Source organism: Butyricimonas faecalis (assembly GCF_003991565.1).
Taxonomy (GTDB): domain Bacteria; phylum Bacteroidota; class Bacteroidia; order Bacteroidales; family Marinifilaceae; genus Butyricimonas; species Butyricimonas faecalis.
On sequence record NZ_CP032819.1, the window covers coordinates 2,219,104 to 2,238,987 of the forward strand.

Annotated in this window: 18 protein-coding genes and 1 pseudogene; 18 read left to right on the plus strand and 1 reads right to left on the minus strand. The window is 42.3% G+C overall.

Features of this window, described 5'->3' with window-relative positions:
* Positions 1 to 115 precede the first annotated feature (115 nt).
* The 8 genes from D8S85_RS09770 (at position 116) to D8S85_RS09800 (ending at position 9,817) form a co-directional block, all read left to right on the plus strand.
* Positions 116 to 994, plus strand: coding sequence for a nucleoside phosphorylase (locus tag D8S85_RS09770; RefSeq protein ID WP_106480540.1), 879 nt, complete (start codon positions 116 to 118; stop codon positions 992 to 994).
* Positions 995 to 1,007: 13 nt separating this feature from the next.
* Entirely contained in the window at positions 1,008 to 1,469 is a 462-nt protein-coding gene (locus tag D8S85_RS09775) for a DUF4293 domain-containing protein (protein WP_106480541.1), read from the plus strand.
* Positions 1,470 to 1,501: 32 nt separating this feature from the next.
* Complete coding sequence (locus D8S85_RS09780) at positions 1,502 to 3,199, plus strand: dipeptidase (RefSeq protein ID WP_106480542.1); 1,698 nt, start codon at positions 1,502 to 1,504, stop codon at positions 3,197 to 3,199.
* A gap of 259 nt (positions 3,200 to 3,458) precedes the next feature.
* Positions 3,459 to 3,812, plus strand: a complete 354-nt coding sequence (gene rplS, locus D8S85_RS09785; protein ID WP_106480543.1) for a 50S ribosomal protein L19 — start codon at positions 3,459 to 3,461, stop codon at positions 3,810 to 3,812.
* Between the two features lie 156 nt (positions 3,813 to 3,968).
* Entirely contained in the window at positions 3,969 to 5,711 is a 1,743-nt protein-coding gene (locus tag D8S85_RS09790) for a phospho-sugar mutase (RefSeq protein WP_127075023.1), read from the plus strand.
* 299 nt (positions 5,712 to 6,010) lie between these two features.
* Positions 6,011 to 6,376, plus strand: a complete 366-nt coding sequence (locus tag D8S85_RS09795) for a fibronectin type III domain-containing protein (RefSeq protein ID WP_106480545.1) — start codon at positions 6,011 to 6,013, stop codon at positions 6,374 to 6,376.
* A 169-nt stretch (positions 6,377 to 6,545) separates the two neighbouring features.
* On the plus strand, positions 6,546 to 7,586 hold the full coding sequence (locus D8S85_RS21880; RefSeq protein WP_240648931.1) for a hypothetical protein: 1,041 nt from the start codon (positions 6,546 to 6,548) through the stop codon (positions 7,584 to 7,586).
* Positions 7,550 to 9,817 carry a carbohydrate-binding protein gene (locus tag D8S85_RS09800; RefSeq protein WP_240648933.1) on the plus strand — a complete coding sequence of 756 codons (2,268 nt, stop codon included), beginning with the start codon at positions 7,550 to 7,552 and terminating at the stop codon, positions 9,815 to 9,817. The genes D8S85_RS21880 and D8S85_RS09800 overlap by 37 nt, the downstream gene beginning before the upstream one ends.
* A 77-nt stretch (positions 9,818 to 9,894) precedes the next feature.
* Here the strand turns inward: D8S85_RS09800 and D8S85_RS09805 are convergent, their stop codons facing one another.
* A complete protein-coding gene (locus D8S85_RS09805) occupies positions 9,895 to 11,322 on the minus strand; it encodes an ATP-dependent DNA helicase (RefSeq protein WP_106480546.1) in 1,428 nt (475 codons plus the stop codon).
* 182 nt (positions 11,323 to 11,504) lie between these two features.
* Here D8S85_RS09805 and D8S85_RS09810 point away from each other — a divergent pair, with 182 nt between their 5' ends.
* From D8S85_RS09810 to D8S85_RS09855, 10 genes and pseudogenes are all read left to right on the plus strand, one after another.
* The gene (locus tag D8S85_RS09810; RefSeq protein ID WP_106480547.1) at positions 11,505 to 12,149 is read left to right on the plus strand and encodes a hypothetical protein; all 645 of its coding nucleotides are present in this window, start codon (positions 11,505 to 11,507) and stop codon (positions 12,147 to 12,149) included.
* A gap of 26 nt (positions 12,150 to 12,175) precedes the next feature.
* Positions 12,176 to 13,018, plus strand: a complete 843-nt coding sequence (locus tag D8S85_RS09815) for a DUF3822 family protein (protein ID WP_106480548.1) — start codon at positions 12,176 to 12,178, stop codon at positions 13,016 to 13,018.
* Positions 13,006 to 13,545: an RsmD family RNA methyltransferase gene (locus D8S85_RS09820; RefSeq protein WP_106480549.1), complete on the plus strand. Its 540-nt coding sequence runs from the start codon at positions 13,006 to 13,008 to the stop codon at positions 13,543 to 13,545. Before D8S85_RS09815 ends, D8S85_RS09820 begins: the two co-directional genes overlap by 13 nt.
* A gap of 122 nt (positions 13,546 to 13,667) precedes the next feature.
* The gene (locus D8S85_RS09825; protein WP_106480550.1) at positions 13,668 to 14,654 is read left to right on the plus strand and encodes a porin; all 987 of its coding nucleotides are present in this window, start codon (positions 13,668 to 13,670) and stop codon (positions 14,652 to 14,654) included.
* A gap of 99 nt (positions 14,655 to 14,753) precedes the next feature.
* Positions 14,754 to 15,812, plus strand: coding sequence for a phosphate ABC transporter substrate-binding protein PstS (pstS, locus tag D8S85_RS09830; RefSeq protein WP_106625061.1), 1,059 nt, complete (start codon positions 14,754 to 14,756; stop codon positions 15,810 to 15,812).
* 72 nt (positions 15,813 to 15,884) lie between these two features.
* The gene (pstC, locus tag D8S85_RS09835; RefSeq protein ID WP_106480551.1) at positions 15,885 to 16,736 is read left to right on the plus strand and encodes a phosphate ABC transporter permease subunit PstC; all 852 of its coding nucleotides are present in this window, start codon (positions 15,885 to 15,887) and stop codon (positions 16,734 to 16,736) included.
* Positions 16,737 to 16,744: 8 nt separating this feature from the next.
* Positions 16,745 to 17,607: pseudogene (gene pstA / locus D8S85_RS09840) on the plus strand (phosphate ABC transporter permease PstA).
* Between the two features lie 71 nt (positions 17,608 to 17,678).
* Complete coding sequence (gene pstB / locus D8S85_RS09845) at positions 17,679 to 18,446, plus strand: phosphate ABC transporter ATP-binding protein PstB (protein WP_106480553.1); 768 nt, start codon at positions 17,679 to 17,681, stop codon at positions 18,444 to 18,446.
* Positions 18,447 to 18,507: 61 nt separating this feature from the next.
* Positions 18,508 to 19,185, plus strand: a complete 678-nt coding sequence (locus D8S85_RS09850) for a phosphate signaling complex PhoU family protein (protein WP_106480554.1) — start codon at positions 18,508 to 18,510, stop codon at positions 19,183 to 19,185.
* Between the two features lie 11 nt (positions 19,186 to 19,196).
* Complete coding sequence (locus D8S85_RS09855; RefSeq protein WP_106480555.1) at positions 19,197 to 19,880, plus strand: response regulator transcription factor; 684 nt, start codon at positions 19,197 to 19,199, stop codon at positions 19,878 to 19,880.
* Positions 19,881 to 19,884: the final 4 nt, after the last annotated feature.

A 19,884-nucleotide genomic window follows, 5' to 3' on the forward strand; every position in this document is an offset into this window, starting at 1 on the left:
AACTGGCAACCTGTAACTTTTTAATCCAACCGAAACGGCAGGATTAAAAACCCCCAAACATTTGTCCCGTATTATTTGTTTTACTAAATTTGGTTGCTTAAAAAGTAAACAGCATATGGAACCTATAAAATCATCAGAATTAATCACGAACGATGACGGAAGTGTTTTTCACCTTCACCTTCACCCCGAAGATCTGGCAGAACAGGTGATCCTCGTGGGTGATCCTTCCCGAGTAGAAATGATAGCCTCGTATTTCGAGAAGATAGAAATCAGAAAAAGTAACCGGGAATTTTGTACCATTACCGGATATTACAAGGGATACCGCCTGTCGGTTATCTCTACGGGAATCGGGCCGGATAACATCGACATCGTGATGAATGAACTGGATGCTTTGGTCAACATCGACCTACACACGAAAGAGATTAAAGAGCAAAAGAAGACATTAAATATAGTACGAATCGGGACTTCCGGTTCCGTACAGGCAGATGTACCCGTACATTCATTCGTGATCTCGGAGATGAGCCTTGGTATTGACGGGGTATTGCGTTTCTACCGGGACAACGAGATGATATGTGATGCCGCTTTCGAGGAGGCCTTTATCAAGGAATGCCACTGGGCTCCCTTAGCTGCCCGCCCGTACGCGGTTAAAGCATCCAAGAGACTGGTAGACAAACTACACACGGAAGGCGTTACCGTGAAAGGCGTCACGCTGACGGCAAACGGATTCTACGGCCCGCAGGGACGAGTGCTTCGGTTACCGATCGAAATGCCTACGGTGAATGACGAAATTGCCCGTTTTAGGTTTGGAGATTACAAAATCATCAATTACGAGATGGAAAGTGCCGCCATTGCCGGCTTGGCCGCCCTCATGGGACATCAGGCGACCACCATTTGCCTGATCATTGCCAACCGGGCTAACGGGGATGCCTCGGCCGATTACAAACCGCACATGAAGAAACTTGTTGAATATACATTAAATTCGCTCATACGTTAATCACTTATTAATTATGATTCAAAGGATTCAAACTATTTACTTGCTCGTGGTAGCAATCATCATGACGATCCCGTTGTATATACCGATTGCTCAATTATTTATCCCGAATGATGCAAGCTATAACTTTTTTACTTACGGAGTGGTTCTCATTGGAGAAAACAGCGTGTTACAAGCTCACTACTGGGCCTTGTTGATCATGAATATCTTCACGATCGGGGTTCCCCTGGTGAACATTTTCCTATTCAAGAAACGTTTCCTTCAGTTGCGCTTATGTATCGTGGAAATCATCCTATTGATCGGTGCCATGATCTTGATGTGGTATCACATCCATCAATTCGCAAATAAAATGAACGCCGAGATTCTTTATAAATTCAGCCTTATATTGCCCGTGATCTGTATCATTTTCATGTACCTAGCCATGAGGGGAATTTTTAAAGACATCAAACTACTCAAGTCTCTTGACAGGATTCGATAATTATCAAAATAATCATAAACCAATAACTAAAAATGAAAAAAGTACATTTACTGGTTACACTAGCGTTAGTTTGCTGCACCACGTACACGATGGCCTGCACGAACTTTTTATTCACGAAAGGAGCAACGAAAGACGGGTCGACAATGGTTACTTATTCCGCCGACTCTCACGTCCTGTATGGAGAATTGTATCACTGGCCAGCGCAGGATTGGCCTGCCGGAAGTATGCTCGATGTTTACGAGTGGGACACCGGTAAATTCATGGGCAAAATTCCACAAGTAGCCCACACCTACAACGTGGTAGGAAATATGAACGAGCATCAGCTTGCTATTGCTGAAACTACGTTCGGGGGACGCAAAGAACTGGAATCACAAACCGGGGCTATTATCGATTACGGTAGCGCAATATACATTACATTACAACGTGCAAAAAATGCTCGTGAAGCAATCGTGGTGATGACCGACTTGATTGAGAAATACGGATGGGCAAGTAGTGGAGAATCTATCTCTATCATCGATCCGAACGAAGTATGGATTATTGAAATCATCGGTAAAGGTGAAGGAGAAAAAGGAGCTGTTTGGGTGGCTCGCATGGTTCCGGACGGGTATGTTTCCGCTCATGCAAACCAAGCTCGCATCACGACTTTCCCGTTAGAAGGCAAAACTTCTATCTCTTCCAGCAAAATGAACAAGATTTACGATCCGAATATCACGACTGTATATTCCAAGGATGTGATCTCTTTCGCGAAAGAGAAAGGATTCTATCCCCAAGACGGGAAAAATAAAGATTTCAGTTTCTCAGACACTTACGCTCCTGTGGATTTCAGCGGGGCTCGTGCCTGCGAAATCCGTGTTTGGGCGTTCTTCAATGCCGTGAATCCGGACATGGCTCAATACTGGGATTATGCCACGGGAAGAAATATCCAACGGGATAGCAAAGGTTACGCAACTAACCGTATGCCGTTATGGATTAAACCCAGCGAGAAAGTAGACGTGCTGCAAGTGATGGATTTTATGCGCGATCACTTGGAAGGAACCGAACTGGATATGAGCAAGGATATGGGTGCCGGTCCGTACGAATGTCCTTACAGATGGCGTCCGATGAGTTTCAAGGTGGACGGAAAGGAATATGTTCATGAAAGAGCAACAGCTACCCAGCAAACCGGATTCACATTTGTAGCACAATGTAGAAACTGGTTACCCGATGAAATCGGTGGAATCCTTTGGTTTGGCGTGGACGATGCGGCCAGTTCCGTGTATTTCCCGATGTATTCGGCATCCACTGAAGTACCTTTTGCTTTCGCAGTTGGCAACGGTAGCATGATGGAATTCACCAATAAAGCAGCCTTCTGGGTATTCAATCAAGTAACGAATTTCGCGTACACCCGCTATAACTTAATTCACCCGGAAATCCGGGCAAAACAAGTTGCCCTGGAAAAGCAATACGTGGATTTCGTTCAAATGATTGATGCCGGAGCAAAAGAGATGTTGGCTCAAAACAAAGAGGCAGCAATTAAATTTATCACGGACTTCTCTTGCCGTACGGGAAATCATCTGGTGGATACGTGGAGAGATTTCTACGGTTACCTGTTCTGCAAATTCATGGACGGTAACGTGAAGACCGCTATCCCGGGAGAGAAAAATCCGAAAGTAGAGCAACCTGCTTTACCGGAATGGTATCTCCGGATGATCATCGAACAGACGGGTAAAAAATTAGAAGTCGTGGAATAATCACGATTCCTAATTTCTGTTACAAGTTACAGGTTGAGCTTACAGCTCTATAAGTTACAAGTTATTACCGCTGTAACAATAAATCATGAAGTTGCAACCTGTAACTTGCAAACTTGCAACAAATAAATATTCCGATGCTTGCATCGGAATATTTATTTTTATACCTTTGCCACTCGATTTTGAAACGTACGTAGTCTCTTACATTAAAGACTGAAGTCGTAATACTGCGTTCGATAATAAACTTTTTAAAATAAAGAAAATGGACTTAATTAAAATCGCGGAACAGGCTTTTGCTCAAGAAAACGCTGTAGAAATTCCTTCATTCAACACGGGTGATACCATTAGCGTACACTACAAAATTAAAGAAGGAAATAAAGAACGTATTCAGATTTTCAAAGGTATTGTTATCCAAATCAAGGGAACGGGAACGACCAAAACCTTTACGGTTAGAAAGATGTCTGGTAACGTTGGAGTAGAACGTATCATTCCTTTCAATTCTCCTTATATTCATGCTATCGAGGTGAACAAGAAAGGTGTTGTTCGTAGATCCAGAATTTTCTACTTCCGTGAACTTACCGGAAAGAAAGCAAAAATTAAAGAGAAGAAATTTTAATTTAAGCTTTAGCCATATAAAAAAGCCTCGTTTGACACGAGGCTTTTTTATTTACCAAAATATCTTCGCTGAAACGTAACAATTTAATCCCCAAATTCATATTATTCATCTAAGAAAATCCTAACTTTGCAAGAAAGTAAATAATAATGAACGCTTATGGAAAATAATGACATCATAAAAATAGCCAGGAACAAAGCTGAGAAATGGCTGGACAAGGCGTATGACGAAAAAACACGTGCCGAAGCAAAACGCATGTTGGAAAACACGGACACGACAGAATTAGTCGAATCGTTTTACAACGATCTGGAATTCGGGACTGGAGGTTTACGGGGCATCATGGGCGTGGGAACCAACCGGATGAATATTTACACGGTAGGAGCTGCTACTCAAGGTTTTTCAAACTACATCAACAAGATGTTTCCGAATGAAAAGAAAGCCGTATGTATCGGTCATGACTGCCGCCATAACTCCCGACTCTTTTCAGAAACGGCCGCCAATATTTTCTCGGCCAACGGGATACATGTTTACCTGTTCGAGGATTTGCGCCCCACGCCTGAAATGTCATTTGCCATCCGGGAGTTAGGTTGTAAAGGGGGTGTCATTCTTACCGCTTCACACAACCCAAAAGAGTACAACGGGTACAAGGCTTACTGGGACGATGGATCACAGCTCGTTCCCCCGCATGATAAGAACGTGATCGAAGAAGTAAAAAAGGTTCAAGTTTCGGACATTAAATTCGAGGGAGTACCGAAGATGATCACCGTTTTAGGAACAGATTTTGATAAAAAGTACTTGGATAAAGTGAAAACATTAAGTCTTTCACCGGAAGCCATACAAAAAGAACACGACTTAAAAATCGTCTTTACCCCACTACACGGAACCACTTACGAACTTGTTCCTGCCTCTTTGCGTAACTGGGGATTCACGAACATCCACACCGTACCGGAACAAAGTATTCCGGATGGAGATTTCCCAACCGTGGCATCCGCTAACCCGGAGGAACCGGCAGCGTTCAAGATGGCCTTGGATTTAGCTCGCAAAATCGATGCTGATCTGGCTATGGCTTGTGACCCAGACGGAGATCGTATCGGTATTGCCGTAAAAAATGATGCGGGGGAATGGACCCTATTGAATGGTAACCAAACCAATATTATTTTCACGGAATACATCATTCGCAGGAAAAAAGAACTAAACCAGTTGAAAGGCGGGGAATATACGGTAAAAACCATTGTCACAACCGAATTGATTAAAGATATCGCGGAGAAGAATCATATCATTTGTTATGACGTGTACACCGGATTCAAGTGGATTGCCGACGTTATCCGCAAGGAAGGCGGGGAGAAATTCATCGGCGGCGGAGAAGAATCCTTCGGTTATATGCCAGGAGCATTCACCCGTGACAAAGACGGAGTTTCCGCCACGTCATTAATGGCTGAAATCGCCGCTTGGGTAAAGATGCAAAATAAAACATTGTACTCTTTCCTCAAGGAAATTTATGCCAAATACGGATTCTCACAAGAGAGAATGATTTACATCGTGCGTAAAGGTTTAAGCGGAGCGCAAGAGATCAAAGCCATGATGGAAGAATTCCGCCACAATACCCCGAAAGAGATCAACCATAGCCCGGTTGTGTTGAAGAAAGACTACCTTTCTCTGGAAGCGACCAACCTGCAAACGGGAGAAAAAACGCACCTCAATTTCGAGACGAAAAGCGATGTATTACAATTCTTCCTGGCTGACGGCAGCAAGATTTCCGTTCGTCCTTCCGGTACTGAACCCAAGATCAAATTCTACTTTGAAGCACGGGCACAAATGAAAGACGTGAATGAATACGAGCGGGCACAACAGGAAGCGAATGCTCGTATTGATGCTATTATCAAAGATTTAAAACTTCAATAAAGAAACAGACTACCCCCTCCGATGCCTCTTCCCACAGTGGGAGAGCCAAACGCAAGAAGGCACTACAATGTAACAGTGCAGTAATATCCTCCCCCTGTGCAAGGGGGAGTTAGAGGGGGTAGGCTGTTGATTCAGGGGCTCCATTTCCAATCCAATAGCCAATTTCATTCTAGCCTACAAAAAAGTTTTCCTACATAACGACAATTTATTCTTGAAAATCATGATAATATTTGCACAAGCGCTAGAATTTACCTATATTTACAACGATGTACTAAAATAAATCCTTAAAGAATAAAGTTATGAAAGCATTTGTGTTTATCTGTCTAAGTTTAATAATTGCAACAATTGCTGTTGCTAGTGTAGTTCTTAATCCTCCTAGTCCACCAAGAAATCTTAAGGTCGAAAAAATAGCATCTACTTCATGTACGATATCATACCAAGCCCCGGAGGATGACGGCGGGACTCCTATATTATCCTATGAAATTGAATGTTTCGATAACAATTCTTTTAGGTGGAAGAGCAAAGGAGTATCTCATGGACTTACTCATGACATTGTTGGCATGACGCCTGGGAGTCAAGCTCTAATCCGTGTTACAGCCTCTAATAGAGTGGGGAAAAGTGCCCCTGTAGTAACAGAAAAAGAAATAACGTTTCCTAGGGAATAAATAGTAAACTAAAAAAACTATACAATTATTATTTCTGATGAGAAATAATAATTTATACCTAATCAATATCCGAGGAGAGGATTTTTTTCCTCTTCTCATTTTTTTAATTTTCTCATTACAATGTAATATTTACTCTTTTACCCTATCGTACTAAAATAAACCTGCAAACATGAAAATAACAAATCTAAAAACAGCTATAATTTACGAAAGTAAGCTGACAAGAAGAAATTGGCTATTCTACCTCTTCATTGTTGGGGGAATGTATATATTAGGTACTCTTATCCCGGGTGTTTTTATCCTAGGTATTGGGTGGATTTCGTGGCAAGATATAGCATTAACCTCTTCCCTGCCTCTACGCGGAATCTATTTTCTAAGCTTGTTTCAATCTCTCATTATTACTTTCCTTGTTTGTGACATTCAAAGGAATCGGAAAAAAGCGGAAACCAGGGAAGTTCTCTTGACACGACCTATCAGCAACGGACAAACCCTTCTCGGGGAGGCTATAGGCATTCTTATCCCATTTCTCACGATCGACATTATTTTCATGACCATATCCATGATTATCAATATATTCATCCCGAATTCCCCCGTCAGTTTATGGATAAACCTTTTCTATCTTTTCACCTATACGGTTCCCACGCTAATTTTCATCACCAGCCTATCCATACTTGCCAACAAGCTGGTTAAACACCCCATATTCAGTTGGTTGATTCTAATGGCTTTTCTCTATCTCGAATATAATTACGCCGCAACAGCTTTTTACGGCATACTGGACTTTCAAGGGCGCTTGCTCCCCAACTCTTTTTCCACCTTGATAGGATTCATGGACCTATCCAGTTTCCTACTTCACCGGGGTGTTTTCTTGCTATTGGGAATTAGTTTTCTCTACTTTAGCGTTTTACTCATGAAGAGGCTTCCCGGGATCGCCGGGCGACAGCGTTATTTAGCCGTGCTAGCCATGTTGTTTTTAGCATTTTCCCTGTGCCTCGGTTTCATCTACATTGAAAAATACCAATCCCGCCTGGAAAATAGAATTACCTGCCGCAAAGCCTTTCTTAAATATACCGAAACACCCAAGACTCGTGTAATTACACATGACATCACGTATCGTCCCGAGGGAAACACATTCTCGGCAACAAGCCGGATGCAAATACAAAACCAGAAAAAAAGAAAATGGACCAACTCTTGTTATTCCTTAACCCGGGGCTGAAAATTAACAAGATTGAATCCAACGGACAAGACCTTCCCTTTTATAGAGACTACCTAGCCGTAGTCATCAAACGTCCCCTAGCTCCGAATGAACATATCAAATTAGATATCACGTATGAGGGATACATTGACGAAGATATTTACCAAATAAACACACCAGACGAATTTTTTTTCTCTCTAGAAGATAATCCTTTTTCTAAAGAGAATTATGGCAAACATCCCGCTTTTGTATCAAGTAAATTCACATTCCTCAGGCCGGAAGTGCTGTGGTACCCGACAGCAGTTCCCTCGATAGCATGGCAAGCATCTGCAGAAATGAATTTCACGAATTACACGCTCCACGTCAAAAAAACGGGTGAATTGACTATTTTATCTCAAGGAGCACCCACTACAGAAGGTGAGTATGTCACGTTTAACAATTTACAAAACTTAACGGGACTAACCCTCTGTATCGGGGAATACGAGAAAAGAACCCTCACTGTAGACTCGCTTACCGTGGAACTTTATACTTACCCGGGAAATGATTGCTACATGAAATATTTCGATGAATGGGAGCTCCTCAAAGAAGACAACCCGAACCGGGAGAAAGATTTAAAAAAAATATTTTACCTGTGCAAAGATGAGATTGAGCAAGATAAACCCAATCCTTATCCTTTCAAATATTTCAAACTGATTGAGGTACCTTCATCTTCTTATTTTCTACGTTCGACGTTGTTTAATGACTGCATGCAACCGGAAATCGCATTTTTCCATGAACGATTATGTCGCATAGAAAACAGCAACCCTGCTGATTATACCAATCATAACCACGACGACAGAAGCGTACAAGAATATCTTTTAACTGACCATATCCCTTTTTTATGGAATAACTATATGAGAATAAAACATATTTTCACCGATTACAATAGTTGTCTCACATCCGACACCTACCAAGGCATAGAACTAATATTCAAACGAATGATAGATCCGGATGTATATATAAGCTCCGATAATATCATGAACCCGGAATTATTAAATCACATCGCTGAAAAAGGATTAAAAGGAATCATCACCGAAGAATATAGTCGAGAACAAAACATCGCGATCCGTTCGAAAGTTTCACATTTACTTGGGTATCTTACCACAATCACAACCTGGGATTCATTGAGCCAGCTTATGCAAGAATTCAATGCTCGTACTTATTTTCAAGAAGTAAACTTCGATTCATTTATCGAGAAATTCGAGCAACGTTTCGGACAAGACATCAAGGCATACATGGACGAATGGTACACGACTCACGAAGTTCCCTTGTTATCAATAAAAGACGCATCCCGTAAAACCACGGAAGATACACAAATCATCGAATTCAAAGTCGGTAATCTCAGTAAGACTGACGGTATTGTTTCAATCGTAGCAATGAGCTACCCTGAGAAAAGCGTAATCAGAAATCTTCAAAGTTACTTGATTGAAGCCGGGGAATACAAACGAATCGTCGTTCACGAAGACATCAAATATAAGGTACAATTAACCACAAACTTTTCAGGACATTTCCCTGAAAACATTTATTTCGAAGCCAATCAAGCCCCATCATTCGGTCCTATACCGAAGGAAGGCGTCACGTTACTTGATAGAAATCAATTCTATCCCCCAGAAGAAATCATTGTGGACAACGAGGATGATAATTTTTCTTTAATCGATTCGGCAAACAATCGAAAACGACTGACCGATATCATCAAAAAAGGAGACGAACAGAAATATACGAACCGCTTGCAGATTCTTAAAACTAACACATGGAACTTACCTATATTACAGGAACTCCACGGCAAACATATTCGTAGTGCTTTCGTAAAAAAAGCCGGCACGGGACAATTCAAAGCAGAATGGAGAGCAAATCTCCCGGAAGCAGGAAAATACGAAATATTTGTCTATAGACCTCATCTTGTCGGATTCGAAGAAGGAAAAACCGCAAGCGATCATCCTGGAATGAAAAATTACTATACAGTTTATACTCCAAAAGGAAAAGAAGAAATCATCTTAGAAATTCCTGAGAAAGAAGACATTTGGATAGGAGGCACCTCCACTTTACCGGAAGAAGAAGCCTGGGTATCACTAGGTACATTTACCCTGCCGGCAGGCGAATCCCGAGTCGTGCTGGATGACCGGGGAGTGCCGCCTATTACAGATAGACTATTTGGCGAGTTCGATCAAATGGTAGTCGCCGATGCCGTTAAGTGGGTAAAGAAAAAATATTAATGAAAAATTTATACGATAAAGAAAACCTTAAAAGTCAGATACTTTTAGGGTTTCTTTATGATGAATATTTTACAAATTCATTCCATCTCCGAATCCCCAAACAGCACATCTTTGAAATTGATCAGGTACAATTTCTTGCGGGCACGTGTAAATGCCGTGTAAAGCCAACGCCAATATTCGTCGTCCATCATCTCGTCACCCATCCATCCCGGATCGATGAAAACGGCATCCCATTGTCCGCCTTGTGCCTTATGGCAAGTCACGGCGTAAGCGAATTTGATTTGTAGGGCGTTAAAATACTCGTCCTCTTGTATTTTTTTGTACCGCTTTTGTTTGGAAGGGATATCCATGTAATCTTCCTCCACGGCCGCAAACAACTTCCGATACTCGTCATAACTCAGCGCGGGTTGTTCCGAGGTCAATGTATCGAGCATCACCCAAGCCGAGATCTCTTCCTCGTACCCGTAAATACTGAGGCGGGCATGAACGAAATGAAAGCCGTACAAATCCTTGTATTTGCCCACTTTCTCCACGGTGGCAATATCACCGTTGGCGATAAAATCAATCTTATCATATTCGGCACCCCAAAAATAATTATTCTTTACAACCATGATCTTATCTCCACCACCGAACGCTTCTTCCCGGTAAAGGATTCGAGCACGGATGCCCTCGTTAAAACGATTGGCCCGTTTATTCGACCGGCAAATCACCATCGTTTCGTCCATACCGAAAGAGTTGTAGCATTGATCTAATTCTTCGAGCAACTCACCTCCGCTTACCCGTACAATATCCGGAAAACCCGTTACCCGAAGCAAAAGTTTAGCCAAAGGTCCCGCCCCGATCATTTCCCGCACCCGAGTAGCGTTGTACAGGATCCCGGATTGTTCGGATTGCCTCATGATATCCGTGAGGTTCGCCTCGTAAATCTCCATGCCGTAACTCACCCGCAGGAATTCGGCCTCCAAAGCCGGACTGACATCCACTCCAATCGGGGGCAATTGGGCTGTATCCCCGATCAACACCAGACGATTGTTTCTCCCGTTGTACACGAATTCGATCAGATCATCCAGCAAGGAACCCGATCCGAAATTCGAATCTTGAGATCCCATTGAAATCATGGATGCCTCATCCACGAAAAAGAGGGTGTTGGCATTTCCGTTAAATCCCAAACTGAATATCCCAATTCCCTCCTGTGCATTTTTTTGCCGGTAAATCTTTTTGTGTATCGTAAAAGCAGGCTGATGAGAATATCCGGCAAACACTTTGGCAGCCCTCCCGGTCGGAGCTAATAAAACCACCTGTTGTTCAAATTGCAGTAACGTATTCACGATGGCCGCCACCAAAGAAGTCTTCCCCGTTCCGGCATATCCTTTCAATAAAAACAAACTTTCAGGATGACGATCAAAGAGAAAAGTGAGAAAACTCTGCATTGCCGCCTGTTGCGTGGGCGAAAAATCGAATCCAAACTTCTCTCTTACAATACGTTCAAAATGTTCATTTATCATCACTAAATTTAATAGACAAAAGTGTGCTGTGATCTTTTTTTTTTTTATATTTGCCGACACGACAATTCATTAAGGATTTGTTTGCGGTATCGTCAAAAATACCGTGTAAAGATAGAAAAAACAGCTTAAATAATAACGAGAACTAACTTGTTTAATACATAATAAATATACTGACGAAAAAGATGAAAAAAATTATTATTCAAATTCTTTTAGCAGCTGCCGCTCTCTATCTGGGATACATGTGCTACGAAAGCGTGCAGAATCCTATTCAATTTCAGAAGTTGAAAAAACAGAGATACGATAGGGTTATCCAGAAACTGAAAGATATCAGAACAGCTCAAGAGGCTTTCAAGAGTATTCATGGAACATACACCAGCAGTTTCGATACCTTGATTAACTTCGTGAAATATGATTCATTGAAAACGATACGCTCTATCGGAGAGCTTACCGATGATCAACTTGAAGAAGGTATGACGGAACAAGACGCTTTGAAGAAAGGGTTGATTATCCGTGATACGATCAGAGTTGCCGCTTTAGAACAATTGTTCAGCAAAAACTACCCCATTGATGATCTTCGTTATGTTCCTTTTACCAAAAAGAAACATGAATTCTTAATGGGTACCAACATGATTTGGACTGATTCAGGTATTGAAGTTCCTGTTTTCGAGGCTCGTATTTCTAATATGGTCATCTTTGAAGACCTGTTCGATGAATACGAAGATGCCATTTTGGAGGAAAACGGAGAAAGAATCAGATTGAACAAATACCCGGGATTAAAAGTGGGTAGCGTACAAGAGGCTAACAATAACGTGGGTAACTGGGAGTAATTTCCGGTTCGTAAACGAATAAATACATGCAGAGCATTTATTTTGTTGACTCCAATTTTACTTACGAATCATCTAAGAAATCGATATTATCCATCCGTTATGCAACGGATGGATTTTCATTTTGCGTGCATGATGAAAAGGACAAACTAGTGGTGTTTGTCCATGAACCCTATGCAGCGGATTCCAGAGAGGCAGCGGTAGCCAGATTGAAGAATTACGTGGTGAACGATGCTATCCTGAACCTCCGTTTCAAAAAGGTCTACATCATGCCCTGTTTCAAGGAAAAGTTGTTGGTTCCGGGAGCCTTTTTTGACAAGACCAATATTGCCACCTTGTACGCGGTCAATCAGGAAGTATCACCGGATGACACCATCCTGTACCACCACATAGAGGGAATAGAAGCCTATCTCGTGGAAACGGTCATTTCCTCATTTCATGATTTTGTACGGGAACATTTTCCCGTGTTTCAAATCGTGAACGGGGCATACCCTTTTATATTAGGAGCCATGGGCAAGGCTCTACGAGACACGGAGCAAATCTTCTTGGACATTCAAGACCATTATTTTGATCTGTTACTTATTCGGGATTCCCGCATCCAACTATTTAACTCGTTTAGTTACAAGGCGATGACAGACATCGTGTACTTTGTATTAAATTGTATCAAAGAGTGCGAGATCAAACAAGAGAAAATACATCTTTCCGTATGTGGTCCAGCAATCAAAGATAACAAACTGCAAGAGTTACTTTCGCTCTATCTACCGAATCCCTATTTTGCTAAAGAACCCCTGTTAAATGGTATTCTTCACGATAAAGAATTCAACAGTTCTCATTTTACTCACTTGTTAAATCTTCATCGATGCGGATTATAAGCGGTACACACAAAGGTAAAATTATCACGCCTGACAAAAATTTCAAGGCTCGCCCGACAACGGACTTTGCCAAAGAGAATTTATTCAACGTTCTCAACAATTATATTGATATTGAGGACGCATCCGTACTAGACCTTTTTGCCGGTACGGGAAGCATCAGTTACGAATTCGCCTCCCGGGGCGCAGGGAAAATAATTTCTATCGAACTGAACTATAACCATTACGCTTTTATAAAAAAGACTGCCAGCCAACTGGGATTTAAAAACATGACCATTTTTAAAACAGACGTGTTTATCGCCTGTAAAAAACTGAATGGGACAACCTTTGACATCATTTTCGCGGATCCCCCTTATAACTTGGAAAAGATCAACGATATTCCGGCAGCCATTTTCAATAACGATCTACTGGCCCCGGACGGAATCGCCGTTATCGAACATCCTAGTAGCGTAGACTTCTCCTCGGAGCCCAACTTTTTCGAACACCGCCAATACGGTAGTGTCAACTTCTCGATCTTCAAAAGACAATAAACAAAGCTAATAAATGTAACCCAGATGTAACGGAATCGTATTATTTAAGAAACCTTTTCAGTCTACTTTAGCAGCCGAAAACAAGAGGTATTTAATTCTAATATTAACTAAAAGTTTGACAAATGAAAAGGATTTTAATTAGTGTGATTTTAGCTGCTATTTGTTTAAGCAGTTTCGGACAGCAACAAGAAGAAAAGAAGAAATTCCAAATCAAGGGACAACCGATCGTTACCGTTTTCGCTAACTATCACGCCGGACTTGGACGCGCAAACAAAGAATCCGGATTCGCATTAGATCGTGCTTACCTGGGATATCAATTCTCCCTGACAGAAAAATTAAGCGGGAAGGTAGTTTTCGACATGGGTTCCACCAAAGTTTCAGGTTCTGATCTTGAAAGAGTAGCGTATATCAAGAATGCCATGTTGAGCTGGAAGACAGGCAATTTCACGCTGGATTTCGGTTTGATCGGTTTGGTACAATTCAGCGTACAAGAAAAATTTTGGGGATATCGTTATATCATGAAACCTTTCCAAGACGAGTATAAATTCGGATCCAGTGCAGATATGGGTATCTTGGGTAAATACAAATTTACGAAATGGCTCTCTGCCGATATCACGATCAGTAACGGGGAAGGTTACAAAAAATTGAATAGTGACAACAAAAACAGATATGCCGTAGGAACCACTATTCTTCCCGTCAAAAATTTAACTCTTCGTGCCTACTATGATCTCGCTAGCAAAAATATCGAGGGAGACGCGACAAAAGATCAACAAAACTTAGCCTTTTTCGCCGGATACAAACACGAGTTATTCTCCATCGGAGCCGAATACAACAAAATGTATAACACGAAATTTAAAGAAGATCACGACCAATTCGGGTACTCCGTTTATTCTACTATCAAACTGGAAGATCAACTCAACTTTTTCGGAAGATATGACAACTTGGCTTCTAAAGATGATTGGAGTAGTGCCGACGGACAACGTATCCTAATAGGTATTCAATATGCCCCGATCAAACAATTAAAAATTGCTCCGAATTTCTCAACCTGGAATCCAAGAGAAGGAAAATCAAGCTCTTTCGCCTACCTGAACATCGAATTCAAGCTGTAACATTAATGTAACAAATGTGCAACATTGGTGTAACAAGATTCATCTAAACTTGCAGTGTAATAAATGAATCAGAAGATGTTGAAATTAATACTATCAGAAATGAAAAATTTACTTATCCTTATTTTAGCTATTGCCATTGCATCTTGCGGCAACTCGAAAAAGAACAAAGAGTCTGAAAGCAAAAAAATGAACATTGCTGCCGCCGGGGCTACTTTCCCTTTACCATTCTATAACTTGGCCTTCAAGACCTACCAAGAAAAAACGGGCAACACCGTGACTTATGGCGGCATCGGTAGTGGCGGTGGTATCAGAAGTTTGAAAGACAAAATTGTAGATTTTGGAGGATCAGACGCTTACTTGTCTGACGCGGAAATGCAAGAGATGCCTTACGCGACGGTACACATCCCGACTTGCATGGGAGCCGTGGTGATGGCTTACAATTTACCGGAAGTGAAAGAATTAAAACTTTCCGGAGAGGTTGTTGCCGACATCTATTTGGGCAAAATCACCAAATGGAATGATGCTAAAATTCAAGAATTAAATCCCGGAGTAACTCTTCCGGACAAAGAATTAACCCCGGTATACCGTTCAGACGGTAGCGGAACCACCTTTGTTTTCAGCGATTACCTAACAAAAGTAAGCAATGACTGGAAAGAAAACGTGGGTACAGGTAAATCATTGAAATGGCCGGTAGGCTTGGCAGCCAAAGGTAACCCCGGGGTAGCCGGAACGATCAGCCAAACTCCCGGAGCAATCGGGTACGTGGGATCAGAGTACGCTTTCTCTCTAAACATCCCGATGGCACAAATGAAGAACTCTTCCGGCAATTTTATCACGCCGAACACGGAAAGTATTTCCGCTGCAGCAAAAGGCGAGATTCCGGCAGATACCCGTACCATGATCACGAACTCTTCTGCTCCGGACGCTTACCCGATCAGCTGTTTCACCTGGATTATTCTTTACAAGGAACAGGCTTACGCCAACAGATCCTTGGCACAAGCACAAGCAACCGTGAAATTACTCGATTGGATGTTAAGTCCGGAAGCACAAGCATTGACTACAAAAGTTCACTACTCACCCCTACCCCAGTCAGCCGTGGCTAACGCCAAAACACTATTAAACTCCATAAGTTTCGAGGGCAAAAAAGTCCTAAATTAATAAGTTACAAGTTTACAGGTTACAAGTTGAAGCTTGTAACCTGTAACTTGCAATTATAACTTGTAACCAATTATGCGTGATCTTATTTTTAAACGGCTACTCTCTATTTGTTGTATTCTGATTTTACTGATCAGTGCCGGCATGATCTACTCGCTTGTCAGCGGTTCAATTCCAGCCCTCAGTCATTACGGATTTTTCCAGTTTATCGGGTCAACAGAATGGGATCCCCACCCGGAGAGAGAGACTTACGGGGCCCTTTCATTTATCGTGGGCACCCTCTTGACGTCCTTTCTCGCTCTCATCTTCTGTATCCCATTTTCTTTGCCCGTGGCACTTTTCACGGGTGAATTCTTTCGAGGTAAAAAGATTGCCACATTCATCAGTTCCATCATAGATTTACTAGCAGGAATTCCCTCGATCGTGTACGGCTTGTGGGGATTCTACACCTTCCGTCCGATCATCATTGAGATGGGCGTCAATTCACAGGGATTCGGAATATTAACCTCATCCATTATTCTAGCCATTATGATTATCCCCTACGCCTCCTCTCTCAGTGGAGAATTCATATCCATGGTTCCTAACGAACTGAAAGAGGCCGCATATAGCCTGGGAGCCACCCGTTACGAGGTGATCCGAACAGTCACTTTCCCCTCTGCCGGTTCCGGCGTATTTGCCAGTTACATCCTTGCCTTGGGACGAGCTCTTGGAGAAACAATGGCAGTGACCATGCTTATCGGTAACACGAATAATCTACCGACCTCGCTGGCAGACACGGGCAACACGATGGCCAGTATCATCGCCAACCAATTCGGAGAGGCCGACGGGTTGAAATTAAGCTCCCTAATAGCCATCGGGTTATTGTTATTCCTGATCACGGCAATCATTAATCTCGTGGCAAAACTCATCATCAAGAAACTTAATTGATTGCAACCATGAGTAGTTTAAGATATAGAACGATAAAAAACAAGGTTTTCTTTTACACCACCTGTTTCCTTGCCTCCCTAACGGTGATCCCGTTATTCGCCATCATCTGGGAACTAATCAAAAAAGGATACAAACAGATTAACTGGAGCTTTTTCACGGAGAGCGCACCAAGTACCTTGGACGCCATGCTGGCCAGAGGTACGGGAGACATTATCCCCGGGGTATTGCCAACGGAATCACCGGAACATTACTCATGGTCGTTTTAGCTGCAGTCATCGCCATCCCTATCGGAATCATGGTCGGTATTCACCTTTCGGAACACCCGAAGACTAAATTTTCAAGCATCACTCGTTTCTTGACAGACCTAATTCAAGGTAGCCCTTCCATCGTGATTGGTATTATCGCTTATGCTTGGGTAGTGAAACCCATCGGCAGCTACTCGGCCCTCGCGGGAAGTGTTGCCCTTAGCATCATGATGCTCCCGTTGATCGTGCGCTCCACGGAAGAAACCTTAAAAATGCTTCCGGGAAGTTTGAAAGAAGCCGGACTTGCCCTAGGTGCTTCTTACACCAGTGTCATTCTGAAAGTATTGTTACCAGCGGCATTCGGGGGATTGTTCACGGGAATCTTACTGGCCATTTCCCGGGTCATGGGAGAAACCGCCCCCCTCATGCTGACCGCCTTGGGTAGCACGGCCATCAACTGGGATGTAGTGAAACCAACGAGCGCAGTTCCCTTGTTGATCTGGGAATTTTACAACGATCCGAACTTGATCGACATGATCTGGAGCTCCTCGCTCTTCCTGTTAATGCTAGTCCTAACCCTCAATATTATAGCAAAACAAATTGCAAAAAAATGGAGAGTTCAATAATTTATGATTTTTGATTTAGAGATTCAAGAATCTTGAAATCGTAAATCACAAATCCAAAATCTAAAATCAATATGGTTATCACAAATCCTATATTACAACTGAAAAAAGTTTCCATCTCATACACCCCGGGAAAGAATGCGGTAGAAGAAGTTAGTGCAGATATTGCAGAAAAGAAAATTACGGCAATCATGGGACCCTCCGGATGTGGAAAGAGCACCTTGTTACGAGCGATCAACCGGATGCACGAATTATACCCGGATATTAAAACCATGGGAGAGATTCTCTTGAACGGAAAAAATATATTAAAGACTAACCCCATGGAAGTACGACGTATGGCAGGAATGGTTTTCCAACGTCCGAACCCATTCCCCACGATGAGTATTTATGACAACGTGATCGCCGGGTATAAATTAAATGGCATCTCTCTTCCTAAACAGGAAAAAGACCAGCTAGTAGAGGAAAGCCTTAAAAACGTGGGATTATGGAATGAAGTGAAAGATTCCCTATTCAAGAAAGGGACCTTTCTTTCCGGTGGTCAGCAGCAACGCTTATGCATAGCCCGGGCTCTTTCACTAAAACCGAAAGTTTTACTAATGGATGAACCGACCTCGGCCTTGGACCCGATTGCAACCAACCGAATCGAAGAGTTATTGCTGGATCTGAAAAATGAATTCACCATCCTGATTGTCACCCACAACATGTCACAGGCGGCCCGTATATCGGATTACTCGATGTTCATGTACCTTGGCCACCTAATCGAATACGACGAAACACAAAAGATGTTCACCAACCCGAGTGACAAGCGCACGGAAGAGTACTTGACAGGACAATTCGGATAAAGCAATTTATGATTTACTCTAAACTTTTATCTTTTAGTTTTTAACTTTTAGCTTACACCGCATGACTACCATAAGAGAAAAATATCTGGAAAAGATCAAAGAAGATTTTGAAGTCTTATCTACCATCGTGTTACAACAAATGGGGCTTGTTATCAGCGCAACCCACGACAATAAAGACAGTGAATTATACACGAAAATCGAACAGAATGAAGTGATTATTGATGGCCTGGAAGTAAAAATCAGGGATGAAGTGATCAACTCCATCGTACTTTACAGTCCCAGAGCCAGTGACTGTCGAAAAATCATGTCCTACCATGATATGACGGCCTATTTGGAACGTATCGGCGACTTGTTGCTAAATATTGCCGACTTCCTCCGGGAAGTAGAGCTACAAGGTTCCCTTTACGCGTCTTTCCAACCGATCCTTTTATTACAACTGGAAACCGTTAAAAAAATGACACAAAATGCTATCTTTGCCTTCACGTGTGAAGACGAGAATTTGGCAAAAGAGATTATCCGGACGGATGACCTCGTGGACAACAACCACAAAGAAATCACCCATGGGATACCTCTTCACTTTGTCGGCAAAACGATCAAAGACCAAGATATGTTGGATGCCCTTTCCCTCAGTGGAATGTCATACAACATTGAACGAATCGGGGACAACGCCACAAACATTGCCGAAGCAGCCATTTATTTGATGGAAGGAAAGAACGCGAAACATATTCATAACAACTAAATTTTGGCGCAATGGATAAACAACGAATTCTAGTGGTTGACGACGAGGAGGACTTGAGAGAAATTTTAAAATTCAACCTGGAAAGTGAAGGCTACTTGGTCGACACCGCCCCTTCTGCCGAAGAGGCACTGAAGATGCTGGCCGAGGAATACAATCTAATCCTGCTGGACGTGATGATGGGAGGAATGTCAGGATTCAAGATGGCGGAGAAACTCCGGAAAGATCTTCACAACTCCACCCCGATCATCTTCCTGACTGCCAAAGACACGGAAAATGACATGCTCACCGGATTCAATATCGGAGGCGACGATTATATATCCAAACCTTTCTCGATCAAGGAAGTTTCAGCAAGAGTGAAAGCCGTCTTGAAGAGAGCGGGAGCATTGAGCACTACCAATACCAAAGAGGTGGTCAATATAGGCGAAATACACATTGATCTAAACACCAAATGTGTCACCATTCACGACCAGCTCATTCCGATTACCAAAAAGGAATTTGAGATATTAAACATGCTGGCACAATCTCCGGGGAAGATATTCTCCCGCGAAGATATTCTCAACAAGGTATGGAACGATGACAGCTACGTACTCGAACGCACGGTCGATGTACATATCACCCGACTGAGAAAAAAATTGGGCGAACAAGGAAAACATATCGTAAATCGCTCCGGGTATGGCTACTGCGTGGAACTTTAAATGT

Coding starts and splice junctions, on each gene's coding strand:
- D8S85_RS09795 (WP_106480545.1), top strand. CDS start 6,011: ATGAAAGCATTTGTGTTTATCTGTCTAAGTTTAATAATTGCAACAATT.
- D8S85_RS09790 (WP_127075023.1), top strand. CDS start 3,969: ATGGAAAATAATGACATCATAAAAATAGCCAGGAACAAAGCTGAGAAA.
- D8S85_RS09780 (WP_106480542.1), top strand. CDS start 1,502: ATGAAAAAAGTACATTTACTGGTTACACTAGCGTTAGTTTGCTGCACC.
- D8S85_RS09805 (WP_106480546.1), bottom strand. CDS start 11,322: ATGATAAATGAACATTTTGAACGTATTGTAAGAGAGAAGTTTGGATTC.
- D8S85_RS09850 (WP_106480554.1), top strand. CDS start 18,508: ATGACTACCATAAGAGAAAAATATCTGGAAAAGATCAAAGAAGATTTT.
- D8S85_RS09855 (WP_106480555.1), top strand. CDS start 19,197: ATGGATAAACAACGAATTCTAGTGGTTGACGACGAGGAGGACTTGAGA.
- D8S85_RS09825 (WP_106480550.1), top strand. CDS start 13,668: ATGAAAAGGATTTTAATTAGTGTGATTTTAGCTGCTATTTGTTTAAGC.
- D8S85_RS09815 (WP_106480548.1), top strand. CDS start 12,176: ATGCAGAGCATTTATTTTGTTGACTCCAATTTTACTTACGAATCATCT.
- D8S85_RS09820 (WP_106480549.1), top strand. CDS start 13,006: ATGCGGATTATAAGCGGTACACACAAAGGTAAAATTATCACGCCTGAC.
- D8S85_RS09800 (WP_240648933.1), top strand. CDS start 7,550: ATGGACCAACTCTTGTTATTCCTTAACCCGGGGCTGAAAATTAACAAG.
- D8S85_RS09810 (WP_106480547.1), top strand. CDS start 11,505: ATGAAAAAAATTATTATTCAAATTCTTTTAGCAGCTGCCGCTCTCTAT.
- pstB (WP_106480553.1), top strand. CDS start 17,679: ATGGTTATCACAAATCCTATATTACAACTGAAAAAAGTTTCCATCTCA.
- pstS (WP_106625061.1), top strand. CDS start 14,754: ATGAAAAATTTACTTATCCTTATTTTAGCTATTGCCATTGCATCTTGC.
- rplS (WP_106480543.1), top strand. CDS start 3,459: ATGGACTTAATTAAAATCGCGGAACAGGCTTTTGCTCAAGAAAACGCT.
- D8S85_RS21880 (WP_240648931.1), top strand. CDS start 6,546: ATGAAAATAACAAATCTAAAAACAGCTATAATTTACGAAAGTAAGCTG.
- D8S85_RS09770 (WP_106480540.1), top strand. CDS start 116: ATGGAACCTATAAAATCATCAGAATTAATCACGAACGATGACGGAAGT.
- D8S85_RS09775 (WP_106480541.1), top strand. CDS start 1,008: ATGATTCAAAGGATTCAAACTATTTACTTGCTCGTGGTAGCAATCATC.
- pstC (WP_106480551.1), top strand. CDS start 15,885: ATGCGTGATCTTATTTTTAAACGGCTACTCTCTATTTGTTGTATTCTG.